Source organism: Blautia segnis (assembly GCF_014287535.1).
GTDB lineage: Bacteria > Bacillota > Clostridia > Lachnospirales > Lachnospiraceae > Blautia_A > Blautia_A acetigignens.
This window is the reverse complement of the sequence record NZ_JACOOT010000040.1, coordinates 52,146-78,967: the sequence shown is the minus strand read 5'-3', so window position 1 is coordinate 78,967 and position 26,822 is coordinate 52,146. Positions and strand designations below refer to the sequence as shown.

The 26,822-nt window shown below is 46.1% G+C and carries 22 protein-coding genes, 7 tRNA genes, 2 pseudogenes and 1 riboswitch; of the genes and pseudogenes, 4 read left to right on the top strand and 27 right to left on the bottom strand.

What is annotated here, in order from left to right; translation table 11 throughout:
• Nucleotides 1-183 precede the first annotated feature (183 nt).
• From H8S54_RS17600 to H8S54_RS17555, 10 genes are all read right to left on the bottom strand, one after another.
• A complete protein-coding gene (locus H8S54_RS17600) occupies nucleotides 184-945 on the bottom strand; it encodes an RNA polymerase sigma factor region1.1 domain-containing protein (protein ID WP_021925614.1) in 762 nt (253 codons plus the stop codon).
• A gap of 73 nt (nucleotides 946-1,018) precedes the next feature.
• Nucleotides 1,019-1,099 (bottom strand) — tRNA-Leu (locus H8S54_RS17595).
• A gap of 63 nt (nucleotides 1,100-1,162) precedes the next feature.
• Nucleotides 1,163-1,235, bottom strand: a tRNA-Lys gene (locus H8S54_RS17590).
• Between the two features lie 8 nt (nucleotides 1,236-1,243).
• Nucleotides 1,244-1,315: transfer RNA gene (locus H8S54_RS17585), tRNA-Gln, on the bottom strand.
• A 9-nt stretch (nucleotides 1,316-1,324) separates the two neighbouring features.
• A tRNA-His gene (locus H8S54_RS17580) sits at nucleotides 1,325-1,398 on the bottom strand.
• A 5-nt stretch (nucleotides 1,399-1,403) separates the two neighbouring features.
• Nucleotides 1,404-1,477: transfer RNA gene (locus H8S54_RS17575), tRNA-Arg, on the bottom strand.
• Nucleotides 1,478-1,496: 19 nt separating this feature from the next.
• Nucleotides 1,497-1,567: transfer RNA gene (locus H8S54_RS17570), tRNA-Gly, on the bottom strand.
• A 33-nt stretch (nucleotides 1,568-1,600) separates the two neighbouring features.
• A tRNA-Pro gene (locus tag H8S54_RS17565) sits at nucleotides 1,601-1,675 on the bottom strand.
• Nucleotides 1,676-1,950: 275 nt separating this feature from the next.
• The gene (locus tag H8S54_RS17560) at nucleotides 1,951-2,487 is read right to left on the bottom strand and encodes a hypothetical protein (RefSeq protein ID WP_186901932.1); all 537 of its coding nucleotides are present in this window, start codon (nucleotides 2,485-2,487) and stop codon (nucleotides 1,951-1,953) included.
• A gap of 115 nt (nucleotides 2,488-2,602) precedes the next feature.
• Nucleotides 2,603-4,567, bottom strand: a complete 1,965-nt coding sequence (locus H8S54_RS17555; RefSeq protein WP_186901931.1) for a clostripain-related cysteine peptidase — start codon at nucleotides 4,565-4,567, stop codon at nucleotides 2,603-2,605.
• A 208-nt stretch (nucleotides 4,568-4,775) separates the two neighbouring features.
• Between H8S54_RS17555 and H8S54_RS17550 the strand changes: the two genes are divergently transcribed.
• Nucleotides 4,776-5,522, top strand: coding sequence for a LytR/AlgR family response regulator transcription factor (locus H8S54_RS17550; RefSeq protein WP_186901930.1), 747 nt, complete (start codon nucleotides 4,776-4,778; stop codon nucleotides 5,520-5,522).
• A 40-nt stretch (nucleotides 5,523-5,562) separates the two neighbouring features.
• On the opposite strand, the gene H8S54_RS17545 is transcribed toward H8S54_RS17550, so the two are convergent.
• The 13 genes from H8S54_RS17545 to H8S54_RS17485 all read right to left on the bottom strand — a co-directional run bounded on the left by H8S54_RS17545 (nucleotide 5,563) and on the right by H8S54_RS17485 (nucleotide 19,777).
• A complete protein-coding gene (locus H8S54_RS17545; RefSeq protein WP_186901929.1) occupies nucleotides 5,563-6,042 on the bottom strand; it encodes a metallophosphoesterase family protein in 480 nt (159 codons plus the stop codon).
• Nucleotides 6,039-6,623, bottom strand: a complete 585-nt coding sequence (locus tag H8S54_RS17540; RefSeq protein WP_186901928.1) for an XTP/dITP diphosphatase — start codon at nucleotides 6,621-6,623, stop codon at nucleotides 6,039-6,041. The genes H8S54_RS17545 and H8S54_RS17540 overlap by 4 nt, the downstream gene beginning before the upstream one ends.
• The gene (locus tag H8S54_RS17535; protein WP_186901927.1) at nucleotides 6,620-7,804 is read right to left on the bottom strand and encodes a THUMP domain-containing class I SAM-dependent RNA methyltransferase; all 1,185 of its coding nucleotides are present in this window, start codon (nucleotides 7,802-7,804) and stop codon (nucleotides 6,620-6,622) included. The genes H8S54_RS17540 and H8S54_RS17535 overlap by 4 nt, the downstream gene beginning before the upstream one ends.
• 18 nt (nucleotides 7,805-7,822) lie before the next feature.
• Nucleotides 7,823-8,365, bottom strand: a complete 543-nt coding sequence (yfcE, locus tag H8S54_RS17530; protein WP_186901926.1) for a phosphodiesterase — start codon at nucleotides 8,363-8,365, stop codon at nucleotides 7,823-7,825.
• 125 nt (nucleotides 8,366-8,490) lie between these two features.
• Complete coding sequence (locus H8S54_RS17525) at nucleotides 8,491-8,826, bottom strand: rhodanese-like domain-containing protein (protein ID WP_117853135.1); 336 nt, start codon at nucleotides 8,824-8,826, stop codon at nucleotides 8,491-8,493.
• Between the two features lie 230 nt (nucleotides 8,827-9,056).
• Nucleotides 9,057-9,227 (bottom strand): hypothetical protein, encoded by a 171-nt coding sequence (locus H8S54_RS17520; protein ID WP_021926376.1) that lies wholly within the window; start codon nucleotides 9,225-9,227, stop codon nucleotides 9,057-9,059.
• Nucleotides 9,228-9,657: 430 nt separating this feature from the next.
• The gene (locus tag H8S54_RS17515; RefSeq protein WP_186901925.1) at nucleotides 9,658-11,307 is read right to left on the bottom strand and encodes a hypothetical protein; all 1,650 of its coding nucleotides are present in this window, start codon (nucleotides 11,305-11,307) and stop codon (nucleotides 9,658-9,660) included.
• Between the two features lie 256 nt (nucleotides 11,308-11,563).
• Nucleotides 11,564-12,688, bottom strand: a complete 1,125-nt coding sequence (locus H8S54_RS17510; protein ID WP_117853130.1) for an alginate O-acetyltransferase AlgX-related protein — start codon at nucleotides 12,686-12,688, stop codon at nucleotides 11,564-11,566.
• Between the two features lie 10 nt (nucleotides 12,689-12,698).
• The gene (locus H8S54_RS17505) at nucleotides 12,699-14,114 is read right to left on the bottom strand and encodes an MBOAT family O-acyltransferase (RefSeq protein WP_186901924.1); all 1,416 of its coding nucleotides are present in this window, start codon (nucleotides 14,112-14,114) and stop codon (nucleotides 12,699-12,701) included.
• A gap of 118 nt (nucleotides 14,115-14,232) precedes the next feature.
• Nucleotides 14,233-15,837 carry a xylulokinase gene (locus H8S54_RS17500; RefSeq protein ID WP_117853126.1) on the bottom strand — a complete coding sequence of 535 codons (1,605 nt, stop codon included), beginning with the start codon at nucleotides 15,835-15,837 and terminating at the stop codon, nucleotides 14,233-14,235.
• A 15-nt stretch (nucleotides 15,838-15,852) separates the two neighbouring features.
• Nucleotides 15,853-17,352 (bottom strand): L-arabinose isomerase, encoded by a 1,500-nt coding sequence (gene araA, locus H8S54_RS17495; protein ID WP_021926371.1) that lies wholly within the window; start codon nucleotides 17,350-17,352, stop codon nucleotides 15,853-15,855.
• Between the two features lie 48 nt (nucleotides 17,353-17,400).
• Entirely contained in the window at nucleotides 17,401-18,492 is a 1,092-nt protein-coding gene (locus H8S54_RS17490; RefSeq protein ID WP_117853124.1) for a GntR family transcriptional regulator, read from the bottom strand.
• A 265-nt stretch (nucleotides 18,493-18,757) separates the two neighbouring features.
• On the bottom strand, nucleotides 18,758-19,777 hold the full coding sequence (locus H8S54_RS17485) for a threonine aldolase family protein (RefSeq protein ID WP_173765134.1): 1,020 nt from the start codon (nucleotides 19,775-19,777) through the stop codon (nucleotides 18,758-18,760).
• 39 nt (nucleotides 19,778-19,816) lie between these two features.
• Between H8S54_RS17485 and H8S54_RS19525 the strand changes: the two genes are divergently transcribed.
• Nucleotides 19,817-19,999 carry a DUF6783 domain-containing protein gene (locus tag H8S54_RS19525; RefSeq protein ID WP_408610302.1) on the top strand — a complete coding sequence of 61 codons (183 nt, stop codon included), beginning with the start codon at nucleotides 19,817-19,819 and terminating at the stop codon, nucleotides 19,997-19,999.
• 238 nt (nucleotides 20,000-20,237) lie between these two features.
• Nucleotides 20,238-21,362 (top strand): annotated as a pseudogene (locus tag H8S54_RS17480) (sodium ion-translocating decarboxylase subunit beta); the annotation flags it as partial.
• A 428-nt stretch (nucleotides 21,363-21,790) separates the two neighbouring features.
• On the opposite strand, the pseudogene H8S54_RS17475 reads toward H8S54_RS17480, so the two are convergent.
• Both H8S54_RS17475 and H8S54_RS17470 read right to left on the bottom strand, forming a co-directional pair.
• Nucleotides 21,791-22,642, bottom strand: a pseudogene (locus tag H8S54_RS17475) (ATP-binding protein); the annotation flags it as partial.
• A 35-nt stretch (nucleotides 22,643-22,677) separates the two neighbouring features.
• Nucleotides 22,678-23,121, bottom strand: a complete 444-nt coding sequence (locus tag H8S54_RS17470) for a DUF1700 domain-containing protein (protein ID WP_021926365.1) — start codon at nucleotides 23,119-23,121, stop codon at nucleotides 22,678-22,680.
• A gap of 268 nt (nucleotides 23,122-23,389) precedes the next feature.
• Nucleotides 23,390-23,472, top strand: a riboswitch (ZMP/ZTP riboswitch).
• Between the two features lie 124 nt (nucleotides 23,473-23,596).
• On the opposite strand from H8S54_RS17470, the gene H8S54_RS17465 reads away from it, so the two are divergent.
• Nucleotides 23,597-25,282, top strand: coding sequence for a formate--tetrahydrofolate ligase (locus H8S54_RS17465; RefSeq protein WP_021926364.1), 1,686 nt, complete (start codon nucleotides 23,597-23,599; stop codon nucleotides 25,280-25,282).
• A gap of 103 nt (nucleotides 25,283-25,385) precedes the next feature.
• Here H8S54_RS17465 and H8S54_RS17460 read toward each other — a convergent pair whose 3' ends face one another.
• Nucleotides 25,386-26,258 carry a phosphoribosylaminoimidazolesuccinocarboxamide synthase gene (locus H8S54_RS17460; RefSeq protein ID WP_021926363.1) on the bottom strand — a complete coding sequence of 291 codons (873 nt, stop codon included), beginning with the start codon at nucleotides 26,256-26,258 and terminating at the stop codon, nucleotides 25,386-25,388.
• A 263-nt stretch (nucleotides 26,259-26,521) separates the two neighbouring features.
• Complete coding sequence (locus H8S54_RS17455) at nucleotides 26,522-26,815, bottom strand: GGDEF domain-containing protein (protein WP_262579337.1); 294 nt, start codon at nucleotides 26,813-26,815, stop codon at nucleotides 26,522-26,524.
• Between the last annotated feature and the right edge of the window lie 7 nt (nucleotides 26,816-26,822).

The following is a 26,822-nucleotide window of genomic DNA, read 5'->3' as shown; positions in this document are numbered from 1 at the left end:
GTATCCTCCTTTCATTTTCAAACAATATTTTATTATACGCAAAAATATTTTGATTATTATTTATGATATTAACACTTGTATGGTAAAATAGCAACGAGAATTTGAAGGGAAATAAAAAAAGCATCGGATTCTAAACGATTGAGGTCGTCAAAATTCGATGCTTTTCAAATGCTCTGTTAATTTTTATTTATCATCTCCGGTAAGACGCAGGATATCCCGGATCTCATCCACATTCATATCAAGGATTACAGCCAGCTCATCAATGGTAAAACGGTTCTCACCGTCGTCATCTGTGAGATCCTTTACCGCGGATTCCAGCTTCTCCACCTTGGCTACCAGGCAGTCATCCTGGAACTTCTGCTGTGTCTGGTCTTCAATGGCCGCAATAATTCCCTTGCGCAGCTGAAGACGCAGCCATGGGTCATCTTTATGCTCTGCTTCCGGATCAGACAATGCTGTAAGAAGCACTACGTTAGCTTCCTGAATCAAATCTGCCAGGTGAATCTCTGCGCAGTTCATGTCTGCTGCCATGTTTGCCGCTACCGGCAAATAAATACTGGTAAGTGCAGCTTCTGCAAGAGCATCCCCATCTGCAAGATTTTCAAAAAGCGTATGGACCATTTCCTGGCTTACTTCCTTCCCAGTGCTTACCTCTGACAGGTATTCTTTCAGATAAGCTTCTTCCTCCGGGGTAAGAGGTGTCTTGGTTCCATTGGGCTGAGCTTCTGCCTCCCCGGCTGCTTCCTCCGCCTGGGCTGCATTTTCTTCCCCTTCTATTGTAATTCCCTGCAGCTTCAGATACTGCAGGACCTTCACCATCTGGCTGGTCTCAAGATCTGTACTTGCAAAATGCTCCCGGATCTGCTCATGTGTCAGCAGATTCCCATTCTGTTTTCCCAGATCACAAATTTCTCTTAATTTTTCCTGAAACTGAACAACGTCCATTCTGTTCCTCCATATTAAACAATCCGAACCTATTCTTCTTACGAAGAACTGATCCGGATCATTCCTCATTCGCTGCGGATGACAGGACTTGAACCTGCACGTCGTAAACACCAGAACCTAAATCTGGCGCGTCTGCCAATTCCGCCACATCCGCATATGCTATATTATTTAAAAAACCGGAACACCTTATCAAAAGGCTTCCGGTTCTCATTAGCAGTGAAGCATCGGGGATTCGAACCCCGGACAACTTGATTAAAAGTCAAGTGCTCTACCAACTGAGCTAATGCTCCATATAAGACTGGGCTAGCTGGATTCGAACCAGCGAATGCAGCAGTCAAAGTGCTGTGCCTTACCGCTTGGCGATAGCCCAAAGGCAAAGGGTGGATACAGGGATTCGAACCCTGGGCCTCCAGAGCCACAATCTGGCGCGCTAACCAACTGCGCTATATCCACCACAGCGTGTCAGAAGGGATTCGAACCCCCGACCCACGGCTTAGAAGGCCGTTGCTCTATCCAGCTGAGCTACTGACACATGCTCTCTTCATCAGAGAAGCGGGTGATGGGAATCGAACCCACGTATCTAGCTTGGAAGGCTAGTGTTCTACCATTGAACTACACCCGCATTTACGCTGAAACGGTAATGTTGTTACAGCAGTCGGGGTGACAAGATTCGAACTTGCGGCCTCCTGGTCCCAAACCAGGCGCTCTAGCCAAACTGAGCCACACCCCGATGTTTACAACATCATTTCTATGAAGTTGTCATTCCTCGATCTCTCAAGAATTTGTTTTCTCTCGCTCAAGGCAAGAGTTATTATATTATATGGTCTTCCATTTGTCAACACCTTTTTTTACATTTTTTTATATTTTTTTCAAAAAATAGAACAACTCCCGGAAACCCGCATAAAATAAGGGCTGGCGGCATTTCTGCCGCCTCCATTTTCCCCTTTTTGGACCTCGTTTTTCCTATTTTTCCTAAAATTTCTTCAAAAAACTTTTCCGAATTTTTTATTCCGCTCCATCTTCCGTCTGGGCAAATCCGCCGGTAAGCATGGTCTCAAAGAATGAGGCAAGCAGATCTGTTTCCTGCCGTTCCAGAGTCAGGGTACCGCCCTCAACGCCAATGGTCATGTCTGTCTCTGTTTCATCCTCGAAAGTAAATGTAAATTTCATGTCATTTGCTTCCTCATAAACCATATAGGTGCCTTCCGACTCTTCATCCTCCCCGAGAACGCCCATACATGCCCAGACCAGTTCTGATTTCTCTGTGTTAATGATCGCCACCAGTCCGTTTGCATTCTCAAAATCAAATGCCATCAGAATATCCGTGCCCTCTTTTTCATTGTAAGTGCCGTAATAAACATCCTCAAAGCCTTCCATCATGGTCGCTATTGCTTCGTCTACATCCAGGTCGCCGCTTTCCACAGCTTCCTGAGTACCGGACAGATAATCTCCGCCTCCTGTAGGCTTTGCCGCAAATGCCTGTGCCGGAACCATTATTGCCGTCATAAATACTGCCATTCCTAATACAACTTTTCTCTTCATAAATAAAATCCTCCTGTTTTTATTTTCCATGAAATATCTGTACACCCACCACTGCAAACCATGCTTATCACATAAGCATTTTTTAGCTGTTCAGTAGTCCTGATCATTACTGCTTCTACGCCTCAGCCTGAATCTCCCCGTCTTCTACAGTAAACAGAATCACATCCGAAGTGGCACTTTCATTTCTTGCGTCCACAAGCTCAAACATCATGGCAAAGGTTCCATCTCCCAGATCTTCCTCGCCAAAAGCGGTGTCCTCTGTAACGGTGAAGGTATCTACCTCCACCAGTTCCAGTTCATCATCGCCGGAAAGGGTTCCGCCATAGTGAAGGGTGGTAATCTCATCTCCTGGTTTTAACTTCACCAGATTACGGTCGGACATTCCATTGTCATCCAGCCCTTTTCTTGCTCCAAGGATCTGGAAATCCTCCTCATTGTAATCATATACCACATGAAGCTGATATTCCTCGCCATTCAGAAGGATCGGCACGCTGTACAGGTTATAGTCCTCGCCTTCATAAATAATATCCATATACACCAGATAACCGTCTATTGCACCCCACACGCCCCGGAAATTATCGGTAAACACGCCGTTCTCCCAGTCCATATTAATGTCATTGTCCCGTCCAAGGTACAGAAGAATATCCTCTTCCTCATCAAAATAAGCCAGCTGGCAGTAAACGCCCTTCAGCATATTCACCGTATCCATGGAAAGCTCCATTACGCCGTAGCCGTCATCATTGACGTAAACCGGATAATCGGAATCTTCAGCCGTTTCCAGGGTAGCAATCTCTGGTACCTCATCATATCCCATTTCTTCCACATACTGCTGTCCCGCTTCACTGAGACTGCCGCTAAGCGCATAGCCGTAAAGATATTTAAAGGATTCGCTGGCACCAATTTCCGAATAAATATTGAAATCCGACAGGTTTCCATCATAGGAATAATAACAGGACAAGCCTCCCGCCTGCTGCCTGTAAGAGCCGTTTACCTTATAAACCACACAGTCTTCCAGCGCCGCGATCACATCCTCACAGGTATCCGTAAGAATATCCCGGTTATTTTCCGCCAGGTCCCTCAAATCTACCATATTGGTATATCCAGTGTCCTTTGTGTTGCCGCCGTAGTTCTCCGCATATTCCGCATTTCGCCCGAAGCAGGAAAAGAAGGACGGATCCTCACAGGCGTAGGAAAGCGCCTCTTTTCCCATATTATCATATGCAGTAAGCACTGCACCGATCTTGCCAAGATCCACCACGGAAAGAGTAGTCTCGTCCTCTGTGCCGTACATCTCACAGCCTTCCATATAGGTATCGCAGATCACAGTTCCAAGCTCTGCCCCGTCCATCTGCGGATTATCTGCAAGGGCCTGGACCCATCCTGTGTAATACCAGCCGTTTCCCGGCTCTGTTTCCTCGCTTGCCACCATATAGCGGGCAATATCGGAAAAAGCATTGGCGGTATCCACAGTCGCCATCAGACAGGCATCAAATCCCACCAGTTCCAGGGGAGGATTTTCCTCAGACAATTCATAAACCGAATCAAAGGCGTCATAAATTTCTGCCAGGGAAAGGGAATCATAGCCATACAGCTCATCAAAAGCCACGCCGCCAGCACTTCCGCCTCCGTGATTCCAGAAAATCACTGCCGTATGCTCTGCCGGATAATTGTCCCTGCAAAATTCCAGGAAGTCTGCCAGCGTGCTGCTCTCTCCCATATTGGCCGAATCCAGCTGCTGCACACACTCAAAGCCTTCACTGCTGTACACATACCGTTCCAGATAATCCGCTTCCACCGTCTCATTTTGCCACTGGCTGCTTCCGCCTGTTTCTATAACAATTTTCACATTTTCCGGAGGTTCTGCTTCCATCAGCTCACTAAGATCCTCTGTAGCACTTCCATAATTGCTTTCCAGATCACTGCCGCACAGGTACCAGTAGATGGCCCAGTCATCCGTTTCCTCGGCCTGTACTGCCTTTATTCCCTGCATATTTCCAAGGAAAGACCCCTGTGGTGCAAATGCCAGTGCCCCGGCTAATAAAAGGGAACCCGCTGTTTTTACTGCGCATTTTCTCTTCATACCGTCTCCTCCTGCTTTTCATATATGGTAATGTCCACACTGGTGACATGTCCGTTTTATCAGAACTGCTTTCATTTTTTTCATTATAAGTCCTGTTCCAGATCTCCACAATACATCTGGCAGGAACGTCTTTTTTCTGGCAAAAAAGCGCAGAGTGTGCTACACTGGTTGGGAATAACAGGATGGGAATGCAAAGGATGTGAACGACATGAAGATTGCCCTTGTGGACGATGAAAGGATTTATCTGGACGAAATGCAAAAGCTCTGCCTTGAATTTGCAGCGCAGCACACCATCCAGCCAGAGATTTTCCGTTTTTCCAGCAGCGAAGATTTTTTGAAAAGCTGGCAGCCCGGTTTTTATTCAATTATTTTTCTTGACATTTTTATGAAAAATGGAAATGGCATTGAAACAGCCCAAAAGCTCCGTGAGGGAAACGACAATTCTCTTCTTGTTTTCCTCACATCCAGCAGTGATTTTATGCCGGATGCTTTTTCCTGCCATGCCTTTGATTATATTTTGAAGCCAATTACCAGAAGCAGAGTTTTCCAGGTACTCCTGGATGCACAGAAACTTCTCCCTGGAAACTCACGCTATATTGAAGTGAACAGCAACAGACAGAATATTCCGGTCTTTTTGTCGGACATCCAGTCTGCCGCCACAGATGCCCATTATCTGGATATCCATCTGAAGGACGGCAACCTTGTACGCACCCGCATGACAGCCTCGGAATTTCTGAAGCTTACAGGCGAGGACTGCCGCTTTCTGGTGATCAACAAAGGCCTGATCTTGAACATGGATTACATTTTTAATATGGAAAACAACAGCTGCATTATGACAGACGGCTCCCGTTTTCCCCTGCGGATCCGTAAGGCCAAAGAGCTTGCCCTCACCTTCCGTCAGTACCAGTTCAGCCAGCTTCGCCAGGAGCAGAAAAACAAAGGCTGGAATACATAGAGCGCACCCGACATCACATCAGGTGCGCTCTGTTTTTTTATTATAAAAACCGGATCTCCACTTCCGGTTCTTCTCCTTCGTGCAATTCCATCACTGCATAGCTTGGCTGACGGCCCTCCTGCCTTGGAAAAGAAAGGCTGCCGGGATTGATTACCAGTACGCCATTTTTCTTCTCGATTACCGGCTTATGTGTGTGCCCGAAGCATACCATCTCGCATTCTCTGGCTGCCACCTCCTCTGAAATTCCGTAAAGGTCCATGGAAACACCGTAATTGTGTCCATGAGTTACCATGATCTTATGCCCTTCCAGAACAATCTCATCCTCTCTTGGAAGGTCGCTGAAAAAATCATTATTCCCGGCTACAATGGTGCAGGGACATTCTGCTAGAGCTTCAATAAAAAACTCTCTTCCCTCCACATCGCCGCAATGGATCAGATAATCAAAGGGCTGCTCCACTGCGACCGCAGCTTCCAGCTTCTCGTCTCTTCCGTGGGTATCGCTGACAATCAGTATTTTCATCGCAGTTCTTCCTTTATTGCCTGCAGAGCTTTTCCTCTGTGGCTGATCTTATTCTTCTCTTCCATTGACAGTTCCGCAGAAGTACAGCCATATTCCGGCAGGAAAAAGATAGGATCATAGCCAAAGCCGTTTTCTCCTTTTTCCTCATAGCCGATTCTGCCTTCCATGGTTCCTCTTACCGTCTCCACTCTTCCATCCGGAAAAGCAGCTGCAATGGCACAGACAAAACGTGCGGTACGCTTCTCATCCGGAACCCCTTCCAGTCTCTTGATCAGGCTGGCATTCTTCGTATGGTAATCTGTGTGCTCTCCCATATATCGAGCAGAATAAACGCCTGGTTCCTTATTCAGATAATCGATTTCCAGCCCGGAATCATCCGCCAGCACGATCTCGCCTGTCAGCTTGCTGATAGCGGTAGCTTTGATCACAGCATTTTCCTCGAAGGTTTTGCCGTCCTCTACAATGTCCGCCTGGATTCCTGCTTCTTTCATGGACAGAATTTCCGCATCCAGATCACTTAAAATCTCACGGATTTCTTTCATCTTATCTGCATTTCCTGTTGCAAAAATAATCTTTTTCATTCTATGGTGCCTTCTTTCTTTTCCTGGGACTGGCTGCGCTTCGGGGGCTTTGGTCCAAGGAACTGGTAGAAATATGTTTTCAGCATTCCGTTGTAGATCTTACGGTTCTTATCCGCTTTCCGGCCAATGTCGCTCTCTGCTTTGTCATAAGAGGTAATCAGATACATGGACCACTTATCAAGGCCGCGATAGCTCTCACCGATCTCACTGTAAAGCTGGGGCAGGGCTGCTTTTTCCTCAAGACGCTCGCCGTATGGGGGATTGGTGATAATAAATCCGTATGGCTTGGGATGATGAAACTCTTTTACCGGACGCTGCTGGAAATGGATCAGGCTGTCTACCCCTGCCATCTTAGCATTGGCACGGGCTGCTTTGAGAGCTTCTGCGTCAATGTCATAGCCCTGGATATCGGTTTCAATTTTTAAGTTTACACGATCCTGCGCCTCTTCTACAGCGTTATACCAGCATCTTCTTGGCACAACGTGCTTCCAGTCCTCAGCCAGGAAGGAACGGTTCATGCCCGGCGCCATATCAGCAGCCATCATGGCAGCTTCAATGGGAAAAGTACCGCTTCCGCAGAAAGGATCCACAAGGCTGCGGTCTTTTTTCCACGGGGTAAGCATGATCAGGGCGCTGGCAAGCGTCTCGGTAATCGGCGCTTTAACTGTCATCTGGCGGTATCCTCTCTTGTGAAGGGATACGCCTGAGGTATCAATGCCGATGGTTGCCACATCCTTCATAAATGCCACGCGGATGGGAAAGCTTGCCCCGTCCTCTGGAAACCAGGATACGTTATAAACGCCCTTCAGACGCTCTACAATGGCTTTTTTCATAATGGACTGAATGTCAGAGGGGCTGAACAGCTTGCTCTTTACAGAGTTGGCCTTTGCCACCCAGAACTTGCCGTCCTGGGGAATGTAGCGCTCCCATGGAAGAGCCTTGGTTGCCTCAAACAGCTCGTCAAAGGTCTCTGCCTTCACCTCTGCAACCTTCAGAAGAATGCGCTCTGTAGTTCGCAGGAAAACATTGGCGTCTGCAATTCCCTGGGCATCTGCCAGAAAAGTAACCTTGCCATCCTCTACCTTGCTGATCTCATAGCCAAGATCCAGTATTTCCCGTTTCAAAACCGCTTCCAGGCCAAAATGGCAGGGTGCGATCAGTTCAAATTTTTCCGTACTCATTTACCGTATTTTCCCTTCTTAAAGTACAACGCTTTTTACAATATTTCCCTGGAAATCCTTAATGGAAAAAATGCCATCCTCAAGCACTGCATATGTAGGCGGATTTCCTTCCTTTGGAATGGAGACGGAACCTGGATTCAGGAGAATATAGCCGTCCATCTGCTCGGCCTTCAGTACATGGGTATGTCCGTGGATCAGGATGTCTCCCTGGCATAAAGGCGGCAGATTATTCTGGTTGTAAACATGTCCGTGGGTGGCATAAAATGTCTTTCCATCAATGGCAAGGATGCAGTAATCTGCCATTACCGGGAAATCCAGAACCATCTGGTCCACTTCTGCCTCACAGTTTCCTCTTACTGCATAGATCTTGTCCTTCATGGCATTCAGCATTGGAATTACCTGCTTGGGGGCATATTCCTTTGGAAGGTCGTTGCGCGGGCCGTGATAAAGCAGATCGCCCAGCAGAACCAGGCGCTCTGCCCCCTCTTTTTCGAAAGCATCCAGCATTTTCCTGCAGTAATATGCAGAGCCATGGATGTCTGATGCAAACATATATTTCATAGATTTCATTTCTCCTCTGTTTTTAAACTGTAAAATGTTCCTGGCCTTTCGCATATCCAATGCAGGAAACATTTTTCCTCTTTACCTTATCATGCCGGAAGAAAAATTACAAGAGAATACGCACATCACATAGAATCCTCATACTTTATATCACAGACCAGATTTCTTCCCCTGTATGCATTCATGCCGCCGATCACAGTTCGGGTCTCATAGCCATTTCTTGCCAGCACTCTTGCCGCCAGAAGGCTTGCCCCTCCCCGGTCGCAGTACAGCACCAGGATCTTTCCCCTGGGAAAATCGTATTCTGACATTTCCTCGAATTCCTCATAGGGCAGATTTACGGCACCTTTCATATGTCCGGTGCGGTATTCTTCCCTGCTCCTTAAATCTATGAGAAAGGCATCTCTTCGCCCAACATAGTAATCCAGCATTTTGGCAGAAATCGGCTCAACGGGAAACATGACAGATCCCCTTTTTAACCAGTATATGCTGATTTTTCTGGTTGGGAACAAATTTTCCACTTTCCTATGGAGGCTGATAAATTATGCAGAAAAAAGACACAGAATCCCAAATGTCCTGTGCCTTTCTTCTGATCCGCCCTATTGGGCTTCACCAAGCTTTTGTTTTTCAGGCAGTATGATTCTGCCTTTTCGCTTTTATTTGTGCTGCTTTTTACAGACAGCAGATTCTTTTAGTATTTGGAAGTGGTATCTTCCTCGGACTCGTAAGAATTGCGGTTCTTATTTTTGCTGCTGTTTTTTGTGTAAGTGTTTTTGCAGTCCTGAGAATTTGTCTCACTTTCGTAAGCTCTGTTTGTTGAATTCTTGCTGTTCTTGTTTTCAGATTCGTAATTTTTAGCCATTTGTGTATTCCTCCTGTTGAATGTTATCGGATTACTTTGTATATTCTCCCCAAAACCAACAAGAATATTCATCAAAATGATATTGCTTTTTTTTCCAGTTTATATTATAATTGCTCTTGTAAAAAGAATTTACCCTTCAAAAATTTTTTTTACATAACCCCTTATTTAATTATTTATACTCCCCTCGAAATACCCGGTAGCTCCCCTACCGGGTATTTCTCTGTGTATTTATAAGGGTTTGCGGGATTAGTGGAAACACTGTTCTTGTAATATTTTCGTAACATTCGATAGGTATGTCCAAAATATGTCCAAGCTTCGATTTTCGATTCCAGGCTTAGTTCTGATTCTTCATAACCTAATATAATCAGCCCCGGAACAGAATATGAATCTGTTTCGGGGCTGTCTTTAAATTTCTTTCATTTATGATTACTTATGCTGCAGGAGTCTCGCTGTCATCCAAGGTATCTCCAGCCATATCAGTCTGATCGTCATACTCTGTAATCTCCTCTGCACCGCTTCCAGATGCAGCTTCCATTACACTTTCCAGCCAGCCGTCCGGCATTCCGGCGCTAGTAAGATTCGCTGTGATGGTATCCATGTTAACATCCTCACCGAATTTCTCCACATCTGCGTCATTACTGAAGTCATAAACATCTGTGAGAGAAGCAAAATCAACAGCTTCCAGATCTTCGCCCTCATTGCCGCCTGTAATAGATAATGCGCCAAGAGAAACGCCGTTTGCTGCAAGTGTAAGGTTCCACTCCATATTATTTTCATCTTTGCCGTCAGTTGTAAAGATCAGCTGCATTCCGCCAAATGGATCATAGGAATTGCCGTCCTCATCTTCGATCGGTGCTCCGGAAATGGTGTAGGTACCTTTCCAGATGCCGTTCTCAACAGCCTTGGTGTCATAATCTGCAACCTCAATCACGGCTGCATCCTCTCCGCCGGAAGTAAAGGTATAAGTTCCGCTTAAAACATCACCGCTTAAGGTTCCGCTTCCGTAAAGTCCCACACTGTCCTCATCGGAACCCATAGTAAAGGAAAATCCTCTCTGGTCGCCGTCAGTTGTGCACAGATAGCTGAAAAGACTCTCTTCCTGCTCACCGTCATCAGCAAGCACCTCGCGTCCTACCACTTCTCCATTGTCATCCACCCATGCTCTTAACACAAAGCCGGATGTATCGCTCTCATCAATTTCTCCGTCCAGATCCTTCTCCAGATCCTCGATTGCCTGCAGGAATGTATCATAGGAATATTCCGGATCGTTCATAGCTTCTGTCCAGCTCTCAATCAGTCCCTTCAATTCCTCATCCGTCTTGGCAGTGTCCAGAATCTGCTGGAACATTGGCTGAGCCTCTGCCTGTGTCACATGGCCTTCCAGTACTGTCAGTTCTTGGCTGACATCACCTGCTGCAGAACTCTGTGTCCCCGGATTCTCTCCGTCTGTCATATTGTCAAAAATAATGTCAGAATATCTGGTAAGGATGGAAGTCAGAGCATCCGCCTCCGGCAGATTATCCAAAGTAGAAAAATAGCTGTTCATAGCATCTGCCAGATCCATGCTTGTGGAGAACGAAGAATCCATTCCTTCCTCTTCCATTTCAGCTTCTGCTTCCTGGGTCATCTGCTCCATGTTCATTTTGATATAGCCTTCATTCAGCTCCGGAATTCTCATATAAACTTCAGAATTCTCTGTATCAAAATAGTACTCGATGGTACAGATCTTCGTGCCATTTACCTTCACATCCATGGTTTCGATCATGGTACCCTCATTTAAGTTCACCTTAGTGTCCATAGATGCATCTTCAAGCCAGGAGATATCCACAGGGGTGAGCATTCCAAGGATTGCTTTTCCACCGTCATCCAGACTCAGCTTGATCTCTGCATTTCCTTTCACTGCGCCATCGCCGATCTGTGCAAGATCCTGTGCATAATCTGCGCCCATTTCCTGGATTGCTTTGGCAAATGCGGCTTTCTCCGTTTCCTTGTAGGAATCTGCTGCCCATGCGGTCGCAGGTACTGCACTGATTCCCATAAGAGATGCTAATATAATGGCTGTAATCTTTCTCTTCTTCATACTTTCCTCCTTAAGTCAGAATCTGTTACTGTTCACACCGTGCCCAGTAACACGCTTCGCGGAATATTACCAGTGAACAGTAGCCCGAATCTTCTGAGATACATTGACATTTAGTTGATTATGTCAGATAATTGAGTTGTTATTAGAATATCATCTGGCATATTTAATGTCAACAGATTAACAGTATTCAAATTTATTTTTGTAATCTGCATTTTCTCGCTATTGAGAAAAAAACTATTTTGCCCTTATATTTCTCTTATTTCTCGCAAATGTACTCACCCAAGTTTTCCATATATCTCTGATCCCGCTCCACCGTGATCACCACCACATCATCCGGCTTGTACTCTTCCAGAAGCTCCGGGGTAAAATCATCGATGCGCACAAACACCGCATTCTGATAACGATACGGAAGGAATTTCTCCAGACGGAGCCGGAAGGAATCCCCAATCACAAGAATGGTTCTCTCATTAGACGAATTAGAAGAAAAGACCTTCAGCGTCTCCTCCCCGCCTTCACTTTCTTCTTTTTTCACCTTATAGTGAAGTCCATCGTGAAAATCACTGAGCCCATATTCCCTGTCATCATCCAGTTCCTCATATCTGCCGATCATCCGGGACAGGTCCCCGCGACAGGGCTTCTCCCCTTTTTCTATCACAATCTTCTCAATTGGCAGGGATTCTCCTGTCAGATCCCGGGTAATCTTTTCACTGGTGATATAGCCGCCCAGATTATTCATATGGGTATCATATTTGCGGAACAGCTGATACTGTTCGGAATATCCATCAAGATAATCATAAAGATACTCAAATTCCACATCGGAATTTTCAGCCATATACCTGGCGAAGCTTTCCATTCTGGAATCCCCCTCACCGATGATCTCCGGCTTATCCGGCATGTACTGGGTATAAACAGTCTCCTTGTTCGGCGCTACATAATAATGGAATGTCTCCACGCCATACCCGTAGAGCCAGTCTTGCACCTTGGCAATTCCAGCCGCAATTTCCCTGCTTTTTTCCTCGGTATACAAATTGGTCTTCTGATAATCAGCCATTGCGTTTTCCCCGTCCTTAGAAGGCAGGTAAAAAAGCCAGTTATCCTTTCCAATCACCACATCTCCAATCTTCGTATTCCGAAAAAGGCTGGTATCCATATAATTATTCAGACTCACCAGCGCATTTTTGAAGGGAAGATGATCCTTATAAAATTCCTCAAAGGCCTCTGGAAATTCCCCAAGAGAAGACAGACTGACCTCCGGAAACGCCGCCAGTTCCCTGTTCTCATTATTCTGCGTATTAAATTTATCGGAAAAAGCTCCGAAAATCACATTGGGCAGTATCAGACTTCCTGCAAATAACCAAATCAAAACTTTTTGTTTTCTCATATTCTTCCTGTCAAAATCTGAAATAAATAAACGGATTGTAGCTGTTGTTCACTAACGCCATCACACAAAGCCACAAAATCGCTATAGATGCCACGATTCTTGGCACTGTGACCACGCCATTCTCCGGAAATTTCCCCGGCATTTTTTCCCGCAAAAGCCCATACACCTTCTGAACAAATCCCGCGAACAGAATTCCCATGATCAACAGAAACAGCAGCTTTTTGTCCAGATATGCGGAGGTCAGAATCATTCCTCCATGGGACACAAACAGGTTCTTCACATAAGAACAAAACAGTCCGAAGTCCTCCGCACGGAAAAGGATCCAGCCCAAGAACACCACGATCATGGTATATCCCCAGCCAACAAAGCCAGGCAGCTTCTCCAGCTTTTTCCCCAGCCACACCCGTTCCAGGATCAGAAACAGTCCGTGATAAAGTCCCCAGAGAATAAATCCGGTTCCTGCGCCATGCCACATTCCGGTAAGGAAAAACACGATCAGAAGGTTTCGGTAGGTGCAAAGCGCTCCTTTCCTGTTCCCGCCAAGGGGAATGTACACATAATCCCGGAACCAGGAGGACAGGGAAATATGCCACCGTCTCCAGAATTCTTTCACAGAGCCGGACACGTAGGGATAATCAAAGTTCTCCTGAAACTGGAAGCCGAACATTTTCCCAAGGCCGACTGCCATATCGGAATAGCCTGAAAAATCGTAATAGATCTGCAGCATATAGAGAACTGCCCCAAGCCACAAGGCCTTTCTTGACACGGCTTCCGGTCCGTACTGAAAAATATCATCCACCACTTCCGCGAAAGCATTTGCCAGAAGAACCTTTTTCCCAAGGCCCCAGCAAAAGCGCATGACTCCTGCCGCAAATTTCTCCACAGTCTCCTTTCGTTCCAGAATCTGCTGCGCAATATCCCGGTACTTTACAATTGGTCCTGCGATCAGCTGGGGGAAAAAGGAAATGTACAAAAGCATATACCAGAAATTCCGCTGTGCCTTTACCTCTCCCCGGTAAACATCGATCACATAAGACAGCGCCTGGAAGGTATAAAAGGAAATTCCAATAGGCAGTGCCACCTGGGGAATCGAGAGATTTCCAAGGCCGCCAGGCAGGATTTTGCCAATTATCTCTGCCAGGAAATTAAAGTATTTAAAATATCCCAGAAGGCCAAGATTGATCAGAACCGTTCCCCATAGAATTCCCTTCCTATGGGTCTTATGGTCTTCCATAAAAATTCCGCCCATGAAATTAACCAGAACAGAACAAAGCATGAGAAGAATATAAATAGGTTCTCCCCACGCATAAAAAAGCAGGCTGAAAAACACCAGAATCCCATTGCGGATTTTCCTCGGGCTAAGATAATAAGCCGCAAGCACCAGCGGCAGAAAAATCCACAGAAAAAGCATTGAACTAAAAACCATTTGCCTCTCCTTTCTGTGGCATTAGTATAGCAAAAAAACCTTCCGTACACCAGAGGCTATGTAAAAAAAGCCGCCGATGTATGGAAGGTTCCTGATTTATGTGGATTATGGAATAAAATTACCAGATTTTAGAATCCACAGCTGCACGCTCGATAGAAAGGCCTTTCATGTATCTTTCCATAAACATGTTGAAGCCCTCTACTCCCTCCGGATCCGGGTTCAGGGTACTGCCCTGATTTCCTGCAAATACCTTGGTATCCAGGAAGTCTTCCAGAGTTTCATTTCCATCTTTATTTACAAGATAGGAAGCCAGAACTGCGATTCCCCATGCGCCGCCCTCTCCGGCAGTTTCCATAACAGAAACCGGAGCGTTCACTGCGTCTGCAAGAATCTGCTGTCCTACGCCTTTGGTCTTAAACAGTCCGCCGTGTCCAAGAAGACGGTCTACTTTTACGCCCTCTTTCTTAAACAGAATGTCAAGGCCTACTCTCATGGCACCAAGACAGGTGTAAAGATGGGTTCTCATAAAGTTTGCCAGATTGAATTTGCTCTCCGGGGAACGTACGAACAGCGGTCTTCCTTCCGAAAATCCGGTCATATGCTCGCCGGAGAAATAGCAGTAGGACAAAAGTCCGCCGCAGTCTACATCGCCTTCCAGAGCCTTATTGTATAAGGTTCCGAACAGCTTGTTCATATCAGCTTCTATGCCCATTGCCTCTGTAAACTCACGGAAAATATTGACCCATGCATTTAAATCTGTTGTACAGTTGTTGGAATGTGCCATTGCTACCGGATGTCCGGACGGAGTGGCTACCATATCAATCTCAGAATATGGGGCAGATAATTCTTTCTCCAGTACGATGGAAGCAAATACAGAAGTTCCGGCGGAAACATTTCCGGTACGCTTTGCAACACTGTTGGTTGCCACCATTCCGGTTCCTGCATCACCTTCCGGCGGGCACATTGGAATTCCGGCTTCCAGTCTGCCTGTCACATCCAGCAGTTTAGCTCCCTCTTCTGTAAGGCATCCTGCATCTTCACCGGCAACCAGACACTTAGGCAGAATTTCACGAAGCTTCCACGGGAAACCGTAAGAAGAAACCAGCTCATCAAACTGCTGCACCATGGTCTCGTTGTAGTCCTTCTTGCTGCTGTCTACCGGGAACATTCCGGCAACATCCCCGATTCCAAGAACTCTCTGTCCGGTAAGCTTCCAGTGTACATATGCTTCCAGAGTAGCGATATAATCAATATCCTTCACATGAGGCTCGCCGTTTAAGATAGCCTGATACAGATGGGCAATGCTCCATCTCTGCGGGATATTATACTGGAAAAGCTCTGACAGCTTTCTGCTTGCCTCTCCGGTAATATTGTTTCTCCAGGTTCTAAAAGGAACCAGAAGATTTCCTGCCTTGTCAAAAGGCATATAGCCGTGCATCATAGCACTGATTCCAATTGCTCCCACACGGGTCAGCTCTATGCCGTATTTCTCCTTTACATCCTTTACCATCTGCTGATAGCAGTCCTGGATGCCGGACCAGATGTCCTCAAGGCTGTAGGTCCACACACCATTCTCATAGCGATTCTCCCACTCATGTCCGCCTGATGCGATAGGCATGTTATTTCCATCTACCAGTACGGCCTTGATTCTTGTGGAACCAAACTCGATTCCAAGAGCGGTTCTGTTCTCCAGGATCGCCTGTTTTGCTTCTGCTGCTCCCATTGTAAATCCTCCCTTTTATTTGCGGAACGCAATCTCGTTCCAGCGAAGTTCATTCTTGAAATTACGAATTGTAGTATCTTCGTCAATGTAAACAGCTTCGATTCCCATTGCAGCTGCCCAGTCACCCATCTGCTCTGCAGTAAGATCGTAGGTAAATGCAGTGTGATGTGCGCCGCCGGCAAGGATCCATGCCTCTGCACCAGTTGCCAGATCCGGCTTTGGTGTCCAGAATGCGCTTCCTACAGGAAGCTTCGGCATCGGTTTCTCTACTTTCTTGCAGTCTACATCATTGATGATCAGACGGAAACGATCTCCCAGATCTACTAAAGAGGTTGCAATTCCAGGTCCTGTCTTGGATGTGAATACCAGTCTTGCCGGATCCTCTCTCTCACCCATGCTAAGCGGGCAAACCTTGATGGCTGGCTTTCCATCTGCTACAGACGGGCAAACCTCCAGCATATGGGACTGCAGGATTCCTTCCTTACCCGGAACCAGATTGTAGGTATAGTCTTCCATAAGGGAGGTACCCTTGGCATCCTTCATTCCAGATGACATGATCTTCATCAGGCGTACCATTGCGGCTGTCTTCCAGTCACCCTCTGCGCCAAATCCATAGCCCTTCTCCATCAGTCTCTGGATTGCCAGTCCCGGAAGCTGCTGCAGTGCCCCAAGATCACCAAAATGGGTAACAATTGCCTGATAATTTTTCTCCTCAAGGAATCTCTCGAAACCAATCTCGATTCCTGCCTGTACTGCTACATGACGTTTGAATTCTTCCGGATCTCTACCCTCCAGAATAATGTCATATTTATTATAATATTCTTCCACAAGAGCGTCAATATCTCCCTTGGAAACAGCACTTACATATTCTGCGATCTCGTTTACCGGATAGGCGTCAACCTCCCAGCCAAATTTGATCTGAGCCTCTACCTTGTCACCCTCTGTAACTGCTACGTTGCGCATGTTGTCTGCAACACGGCATACACGGATATGGCTGCTTTCCATAATACCAATGGCAGTTCTCATCCAGGATGCAAGACGCTCCTGAACCTTCTTGTCTGTCCAGTGTCCTACAATGACCTTGCGCTCGATTCCCATACGGGTAACCATATGTCCATATTCACGGCCGCCGTGTGCAGACTGGTTCTCATTCATGAAATCCATATCAATGGTGTCGTATGGAATTTCCTGGTTGAACTGTGTGTGAAGATGGCACAGCGGCTTTCTGTATTCCTTCAGTCCCAGAATCCAGGATTTTGCCGGGGAAAAGGTGTGCATCCAGGTGATTACACCTGCACAATCCTCATCTGCATTTGCCTCGTTGAAGGTCTTGCGGATCAGTTCGTTTGTGATCAGGGTTGGCTTCCACACGATCTCATAGGGAAACATTCCGGATTTGTTCAGCTCATCCACAATAATGCGGGAATGCTCTGCTACCTTGCGAAGGCACTCATCTCCATAAAGGTCCTGTGATCCTGTGCAAAACCAGAATTTGTAATTTCTTCCTGTTTTCATTGATAAAACCCTCCTTGTGTTATATATTTTGTTAATATTGTTATTATCTCAGTCATATTTCCGGCAGGATCCTCGGATGATCAGTTCCGGCTGTATCATTCGCTCCACCTTACTGTCTTCTTCCGGCACACCGGCGATTTTTTCCAGAATCAGCTCTGCGGCCATCTCTCCCAGTTTTTCCTGGGGATGAGCTATGGTAGTAATTCCGGTTCCACGCTGGGCATAAAGAGAGTTGTCGTAACCGGTTACGGATATGTCCTCCGGAACCTTCAGCCCGCAGGCTTCCAGCGTCTCGATCACCTGCACCGCGATCTGGTCATTGTAGCAGACAATCCCGTCCGGCAAATTCCCGCTTCTTACCATTTCTCGAACCATCATGGCAGGCTTGCTTTTCCGGTCTTCTGTATGAAACCATACAACTGCATCCGGATCGTAGCTGATTCCAGCCTCCTGCAGCGCCTTTACATACCCCTTGTGCCGATTGATTCCCTGGATATCATCCGCCTTGAAAAATCCTGTAATCCGGCGGTGTCCCAGTTCCAGAAGATACTGGGTGACCAGATATCCTCCCCGCACATCATCCATAAGGATATGGGGCTTGTCCTTCATTTCCGTATAAATTCCCTGAATAAAAACATAAGGGATCTGGTACTTGTCCAGATTTTCATAGAGATTTGGGTGACGGCAGCTAAGCTGGCTTTTGCTCGGCTCGATGATCAGTCCATCAATATCCTTCTGCAAAAGCTCCTCCAGACATCTGGCTTCCTTCTGACGGCTGTTTCCCGTATTTTTCAGAATAATGCTGTATCCCTGCTCGGACAGGATATTATCCATTCCCTGGATCAGCCTTGGGAAAATATAATCGGAAATATAGGTGGTCACTACTGCAATATTTCTGGACTTCTTCATGTGCCGCATTTTTTCTGAGCAGAAGGTTCCCTTGCCGTGATAGGCTTCCACGTAGCCTTCCCGTTCCAGAAGTGCTATGGCTTTGCGCACGGTATGTCTGCTGAGGGAATATTTCTCTGTAAGCTGATTCTCGGAGGGCAGCTTCTCTCCTGGCTGTATCTGGCCGGAAAGGATTTCCTCTTTCAGCTCTTCCATCAGGGTAAAATATTTGGGCTTGCCGTTTTCCGTCATGTTTCCTTCCTCCTGATTTGTATCTTACAACTTGTACGCACATATGGACAAGTTGTTGTTTACTGACAGACTGCAACAAAATATATATAAGACTTTGTGAAATTTTACTTACTTTTGGATTTTAATAATGATATGAATAATAGAAAAAACTGTTATTTCACGCTTATGGCATTTACACCGAAGGCTTTTCCCGGATCATATCCATGAATGAGCCATGCCAGGCATAAACACATTCATGGATACGGTCCAGAACTTTCCCTGTTAATTATAAGATCTCAATCAACGCATCAATATCTTCCATCTTTGTGGCCCAGCTTGTTGCAAAGCGAACCACTGTATGATTGTCGTCATATTTTTCCCAGAAGCCATATTTCACCTTTTTGCCCAGTTCTTCCATCTTCTGGTTCTCAAGCACTACGAAAATCTGATTGGTAGGAGAATCGAGAAAGAACTGATAGTTCTTTTCCTTCAGGGCAGACTTTAATTTCGCAGCTGTATCAATGGCATTTTTGCTGATTTCCAGGTACAGGTTGTCTGTGAAAAGTGCATCGAACTGAATTCCAAGAAGCCTTCCTTTGGCCAGAAGTGCCCCCTGCTGCTTGATCATGGTGAAGAAATGCTTCGGAGCCTTTTTCGGGAACACAACCGCTTCGCCGCACAGCGCGCCAACCTTTGTGCCGCCAATATAAAATACATCTGTGTATTTGGCAATGTCCTTCAAAGTTACATCCGTATCTGCCACCAGGCCGTATCCAAGTCTTGCGCCGTCCAGGAACAGCGGGATCTCATATTTTCTGCACACACCGGAAATATCTTCCAGTTCCTGTCTGGTGTAAAGGGTTCCGTATTCTGTGGGATGGGAAATATATACCATTCCCGGGAAAACCATGTGGTCGTAACTTCCGTCTGCATAGTAGGTTTCCAGATAATTCTTCAGATCTGCAGCTGAGATCTTGCCGTCTTTCTGAGGAAGCGGCAGCACCTTATGTCCGGTAAATTCGATGGCACCTGCCTCATGGGCATTCACATGTCCGGTCACTGCAGAAAGCACGCCCTCATAGCGGTTCAGCATGGATGCAATCACCACTGCATTTGTCTGGGTTCCTCCAACCAGAAAATATACCTCTCCATCCGTGCAGCCGCAGGCAGCCTTGATTTTCTCCTTTGCCTGGTCACAGTAAGGGTCCTGTCCATATCCCGGCACCTTTTCCATATTTGTTTCCAGTAATCTTTTTAAAATCGCCTCATGGGCACCTTCACAGTAATCGTTCTCAAAATATAACATTTTGTACTCCTTCTGTTCTTTACTTGTATCATAACTTGTATGCTTCAGAACAAGCTTGAAATATCTCCCCCATTTCCAGCAAAGTGGGGCATGCAGATTGCGGGAATGATTTTGAGGGCACGCTCTAATCATACCCCTGGAAAACTTTTTTTACAAGCCTGCTTTTTTCTGTTGACAAATCCAGGTTCTGCAAACTATAATGACCACAATGAAAGGGAGTAGCTGGCATATTGGATTTTTGCTTTTGGGAAGCATGATTCATTATGGATTTTCATGCGTCAGAACGGTAAGCAGTGCAGAAGCATATTTGCGAAAAGATTTCTGCATGCTGCAAGCCCGCATAGAATTGAAATAGCAAGACTTTTATTACAATATTCGCATATCTTTAGGTATGCCTTATTGTAATAAAAGTCTTTTTTATATATTTTTTTCACAATACTACCCCAAAGGAGGAAACACTATGGATTTTTTAACAGATGGAATTATGGCTCTGACATGGCAGCAACTGGTAATGTACGCTGTAGGAATCACTTTGATCTGGCTGGCGATCAAGAAAGGGTTCGAACCAGCCTTGCTTTTGCCTATGGGATTTGGTGCCATTCTTGTAAACCTGCCATTTTCCGGAGTGGTAAATCAGACCCTCACCGGAGGAATCCAGGCAAACGGCGTCATTGAGTGGATGTTCCATGTGGGAATCGAAGCTTCCGAGGTGATGCCGATCCTGCTGTTTATTGGAATCGGCGCAATGATTGATTTCGGCCCCCTGCTCTCCGGACCTTCTCTGTTTTTATTCGGTGCCGGCGCACAGTTTGGAATATTTGCGGCTATTCTCGTGGCTGCCCTGCTTGGATTTCGTCTTACAGATGCGGCCTCTATTGGAATTATCGGTGCAGCAGACGGACCAACCTCCATTCTGGTATCCCAGGTTCTTGGCTCCAGGTACATCGGCGCCATTGCAGTGGCAGCCTATTCCTACATGGCTCTGGTTCCCATTGTGCAGCCCTTCGCCATCCGCCTTGTCACTACAAAAAAAGAACGCTGCATTCACATGGATTACAATCCCAAATCCGTTTCCAAAATTATAAGGATTGCCTTTCCCATTGCCGTAACCATGATCGTGGGACTTGTTGCCCCTCAGTCTGTTGCGCTGGTAGGCTTCCTTATGTTCGGAAATCTGATCCGTGAATGCGGTGTTCTTGGAACCATGTCCGATACCGCCCAGAATATTCTGGCAAACCTGATCACCCTGCTTCTTGGAATCACAATCTCCTTCAGCATGCGTGCGGATCAGTTCGTAACCAAAGACACCCTGCTGATCCTGGTGATCGGGCTTTTTGCCTTCGTAATGGATACCATCGGCGGAGTCCTTCTGGCCAAATTTATGAATCTTTTCCTGAAAAAAAAGATCAATCCCATGATCGGCGGTGCCGGAATCTCAGCCTTCCCCATGTCCTCAAGAGTAATCCAGAAAATGGCAATGGAAGAAGATCCCACCAACGTGATTCTCATGCAGGCTGCAGGTGCCAATGTATCCGGACAGATTGCCTCAGTCATAGCCGGAGGCATGGTCATCAATCTGGCTGCTTCCTGCGATCAGGCAAACACCGTAATGGCTGCCCTTACCATCATGGGAAAAGGCATGGCAGGAATCTTCGCCGCTATCCTGATCATCCTCCTTCTGGTATGGATTCTCAGGAAAGTCAGCCGTTAATCCTCCTGTGACTCATCTTCCTCTTTCTCCCTGTCATAATTTTCCAGGAAGGAATGACGGACGCCATACTGCTTGTAGCCAACAACGGTATCAATATTGACGTTCTCAACGCTTTTGAAAATATTGCCTTCTACAAACGGGTTCACCTGCTTCAGGTCGCGGATCAGTTCCTTAATCTCCACACGCTTGGAGCGGTTCTCGTTGTTGCAGGTGGTACAGGTATCTGTAAACTTGCATGCGCACTGGATAAAATGCAGGTCATTGTAATCCCGCCATGCCTTGATGTCGTCTTCACGCACCAGATACAAAGGACGGATCAGCTCCATGCCCTCAAAATTGGTGCTGTGAAGCTTCGGCATCATAGTCTGCACCTGCGCGCCGTAAAGCATTCCCATAAGAATGGTCTCAATTACATCATCATAATGATGGCCCAGGGCAATCTTGTTGCAGCCCATTTCTTTTGCAAAGGCATATAAATGGCCTCTTCGCATTCTGGCGCAGAGATAGCATGGAGACTTCTCTACATTAAATACAGATTCAAAAATATCTGACTCAAAAATGCGGATGGGAATGTTCAGCTTCTTCGCATTCTCCTCGATCACCTGGCGGTTGGCCGGGCTGTAGCCAGGATCCATAACAAGGAACTTCACCTCAAAATCAAATTTATTGTGAAGCTTCAGTTCCTGGAAGCATTTTGCCATAAGCATGGAGTCCTTGCCGCCGGAAATACAGACTGCAATCTTATCTCCCGGCTTCACAAGCTCATAGGTATTGATAGCCTTGGTAAATTTGGACCAGATTTTTTTCTTAAATTTCTTGCGGAGGCTGATCTCCACATTCTTAGCAAAATCCTCATCCTGGGAATTCTTCATCACGTCCATAAGCCAGGCAATATAGCCGCGCTCCAGGCTCACTGCATCCAGGCCTTCTTCCGTCAGATTCTCAGCCACTTCCTTGCTGTTGATTCCGCGGCTGCAGCAGATGACAAGCTTCTTCGCCTTATCCACATCCGGATTGCTCAAAATTTCTTCTGGCTTACAGGCAACTGCGCCCTTCACTGCGCCATGGGAAATCTCGATTTCATCGCGGATATCAATGATCTGATAAGAATTTTCGGGTAACTGTTTTAATTCTTCTATTGTTATACTGCTCATTGAAAAACCTTTCCTCTAAAAAATGTCTTAATCCATTAATTCCGGTTCTTGATCAGTGACAGGATAAACAGGATCACTGCCAGAACAGCGAAGAACGGAATCACCGCCACCAGAATATGGAACAAAAGAAATACGATGATCAGCAGGCCTACAACGCCAAGCAGCTTGCTGTACCAGGTATCAAAGCGCCATACATGGGCATGCTTCCCGCCGGAGCTCTGTGTGTCCTCTGTCTCGTCTGAATAAGTGCTGTACTCTGCATAGTCAGCCTGACCATCATCCACATCTGTATCAAGTAAAGTCCTGGCGATCAGCCTTGGATCTCCAAGCTCCGCAAGAACCTGCTGTTCATCACGGCCGCTTCTCACCTGGGACTGAATATAATCCTCATAATAACGCACATGTGCAGCCACCTTGCCCTCATGCATCTGACCGGACAGCTGGCTTCTCAATGTATCCAGAAATTCAGTTCTGTTCATCTGATTGATTCAACCTTTCTATAACAGATTTGTCATTAAAAATTTCATATTATATTCTAACAATACTTGTCCCCATACGCAACTGTCCAAGTCATAAAATTTTTATGAAGCCCTTCTGAAAGCATTCTAAATTACAAGATATATATGGAATGTCTTTTTAAATTTTTGTTACTTTTCACAAATATGCTGTTCGTTTTTTGACAATAATGCTGTTCGTTATTTTCTTGACAAGATGTTTTTTTAATGATACAATTAATGCATCAATTGAAAAGCTTCTGAATACTGACGGATCGTGGAGTTTACCACAAGGACTTCGGAAGCAGATCATAGCCGACCGTCTGGGCAGTATTTGAACTTTCAGATACTGTCCTTTTTTTACCGGGCGGTACCTCTTTTACGAGGGATAATGCCGCTGCCTTTTTAAGGAGCGGTATTGCAAACCATTTAATCTTACACAACGAAAGGAGCTTTTATTATGGGGTTTAAAAGTGACATCGAAATCGCACAGGAATGCGAAATGAAACCAATTACTGAGATTGCGGCTAAGGCAGGTATTGATGACAAGTATCTTGAGCAGTACGGCAAATACAAAGCAAAAATCGACTACAATCTGTTAAAAGAAACCGACAAGAAGGATGGCAAGCTGATCCTTGTTACAGCCATCAACCCGACTCCGGCAGGAGAAGGAAAAACAACTACAACTGTTGGTCTTGCAGATGCTATGCAGCAGATGGGTAAGAGTGTTATGGTTGCACTTCGTGAGCCATCCCTTGGACCGGTATTCGGTGTAAAGGGCGGCGCAGCAGGCGGCGGATATGCACAGGTTGTTCCTATGGAGGATATCAACCTTCACTTCACAGGTGACTTCCATGCGATTGGCGCAGCTAACAACCTTCTGGCAGCAATGATCGACAACCACATTTTCCAGGGCAACGCTCTGAACATTGACCCACGTAAGATCACATGGAGAAGATGCGTAGATATGAACGACCGTCAGCTTCGTAATGTAGTAGACGGACTTGGCGGAAGAACAAACGGTATGCCTCGTGAAGACGGCTATGACATTACCGTTGCTTCCGAAATTATGGCAGTTCTCTGCCTGGCAAGCGACATCACAGACCTGAAGAAGAGACTTGCCAGAATGATCATTGGTTATACATACGGCAAACCATCAGAGCAGAAACCAGTTACAGCTGGTGACCTCCACGCAGAGGGTGCTATGACAGCACTTCTGAAAGATGCCCTGAAACCGAACCTGGTTCAGACTCTTGAGCATGTACCTGCAATCGTTCACGGCGGACCATTTGCAAACATCGCTCACGGATGCAACTCTGTAACCGCTACAAAGATGGCTCTGAAGCTTGCTGATTATGCAATCACAGAGGCTGGATTCGGTGCTGACCTTGGTGCTGAGAAGTTCCTTGACATCAAGTGCCGTATGGCTGACCTTCATCCAAACGCAGTTGTAATCGTTGCTACCGTTCGTGCTCTTAAATATAACGGCGGCGTTGCAAAAGCAGATCTGAACAACGAGAACCTGGAGGCTCTTGAGAAAGGTCTTCCGAACCTGCTGAAACATGTAAGCAATATCAAGAACGTTTACAAGCTTCCATGTGTTGTTGCAATCAACGCATTCCCGACCGACACAAAGGCAGAGCTTGACCTTGTAGAAGCAAAATGCAAAGAGCTTGGCGTTAACGTTGCACTTTCCGAAGTATGGGCAAAAGGCGGCGAAGGCGGCAAGAAGTTAGCAGAGGAAGTTATCCGTCTGGTTGAAGAGCCGAACGACTTCACATATTCCTACGAGCTTGAGGGCTCTATCGAAGATAAGCTGAACAATATCGTTCAGAAGATTTATGGCGGCAAGAGAGTTGTTCTCACAGCCAACGCTCAGAAACAGGCAAAACAGCTGGAGGCTCTTGGCTTTGGCAACTGTCCGATCTGCGTTGCAAAGACACAGTACAGCTTAACAGATGACCAGACCAAGCTTGGCGCTCCGACAGACTTCGAAGTAACTGTTCGTAACCTGAAGATTTCCGCAGGTGCAGGCTTCATCGTAGCCCTTACCGGCGAGATCATGACCATGCCAGGTCTTCCGAAGGTTCCGGCTGCTGAGAAGATCGACGTAGACGAAACAGGCAAGATCACAGGACTGTTCTAATTGAAATTTAACTATAAATTCCCGGGAGAATATTACCTCCCGGGAATTTTTTTGCAAAAAATCGCCGGGGAGCAATTCCCCGGCTGGTTTTGGTTTTATGTAATTATTTCAGCTTCTTGCCTGTGAGCATCTCGTATGCCTGCAGGTATTTGTCGATGGTCTTGTCCACGATTTCCTGTGGGAGAGTCCAGTTGTTGTCCGGATTGGCTTTGAGCCAGTCGCGGGCGAACTGCTTGTCAAAGGATGGCTGGCCATGTCCTGGCTCATATCCATCTGCCGGCCAGAATCTGGAGCTGTCCGGTGTAAGCATTTCATCGCCAAGCACAATGTTTCCATTCTCATCCAGACCAAACTCAAACTTGGTATCTGCAATGATGATGCCCTTGCTCAACGCATACTCTGCACATTTTTTATATAATGCGATGGTGTAATCACGGATCTTCTCGGCATATTCCTGACCATGTCCCGGATAGTATTTCTCAAGGTGAGCAACGCTCTGCTCGAAAGAAATATTCTCGTCATGGTCTCCGATCTCAGCCTTGGTAGAAGGTGTGTAAATAGGCTCAGGCAGCTTGTCTGATTCCTTCAGTCCCTCCGGAAGAGTAATTCCGCAGACTGTGCCGTCCTTCTGGTAGCTTGCCCAGCCGCTTCCGGTAATATATCCGCGAACGATACACTCAACCGGAATCATATCCAGCTTGCGGCACATCATGCTGTTTCCGTCAAATTTCTCCTGCTGGAAAAACTCCGGCATGTCTTTGACATCAACAGAAAGCATGTGGTTTGGCAGGATGTCCTGAGTCATATCGAACCAGAACTTGGACATCTGTGTGAGAACAGTGCCCTTCTTAGTCACTTCGTTGTTCAGGATCACGTCAAAACAGCTGATACGGTCTGTTGCAACCATGATCAGACTGTCTCCGTTGTCGTAAATCTCGCGCACTTTGCCTTCTTTAACTGGCTTCATTTCCTGCATAGCTTTACACCTCGTCACTTTTCTTTTTTAGTTTTATCTGCTGGAAAATATTTTTAAAAACAGTTCTTCCTGTTCCTTATTTTCCATTTGCATTACCTTATTATTTTACCATTTCACAGGGCAAAAAACAATTCTCCTAATTGCCGAAATCACAGCTTCTTTTGCAGGAATCCATGTGAATCTTCACAGAACTGAAACAAACTTTCAGATTTCCATGTATCCGACTGGTTTTTCTCTCCTTACAGGCACTGCCTGCAGCCGCGCTACTTAAATACATATCGGTTTTTTCCATTTTTCTTCGCCACATAAAGATTATTGTCCGCACTGCTGATAAACTCAGCCAGGCTGTAACCACTTTCCACGGTTTTGTTTACCACTCCCATGGAAATAGTCACATGCTGGAAGACCATATGATCAAGAAAAGGCATCTTCGCACTGTTAATATTGCAGAACAGCTTTTCTATAAAGTCCCTTAATTCTTCGTCAGATTTATTAATACCCAGAATTACAAACTCATCTCCTCCATAACGGCTTACAAAATATTCCAGCTGAAGCAGACAGGAT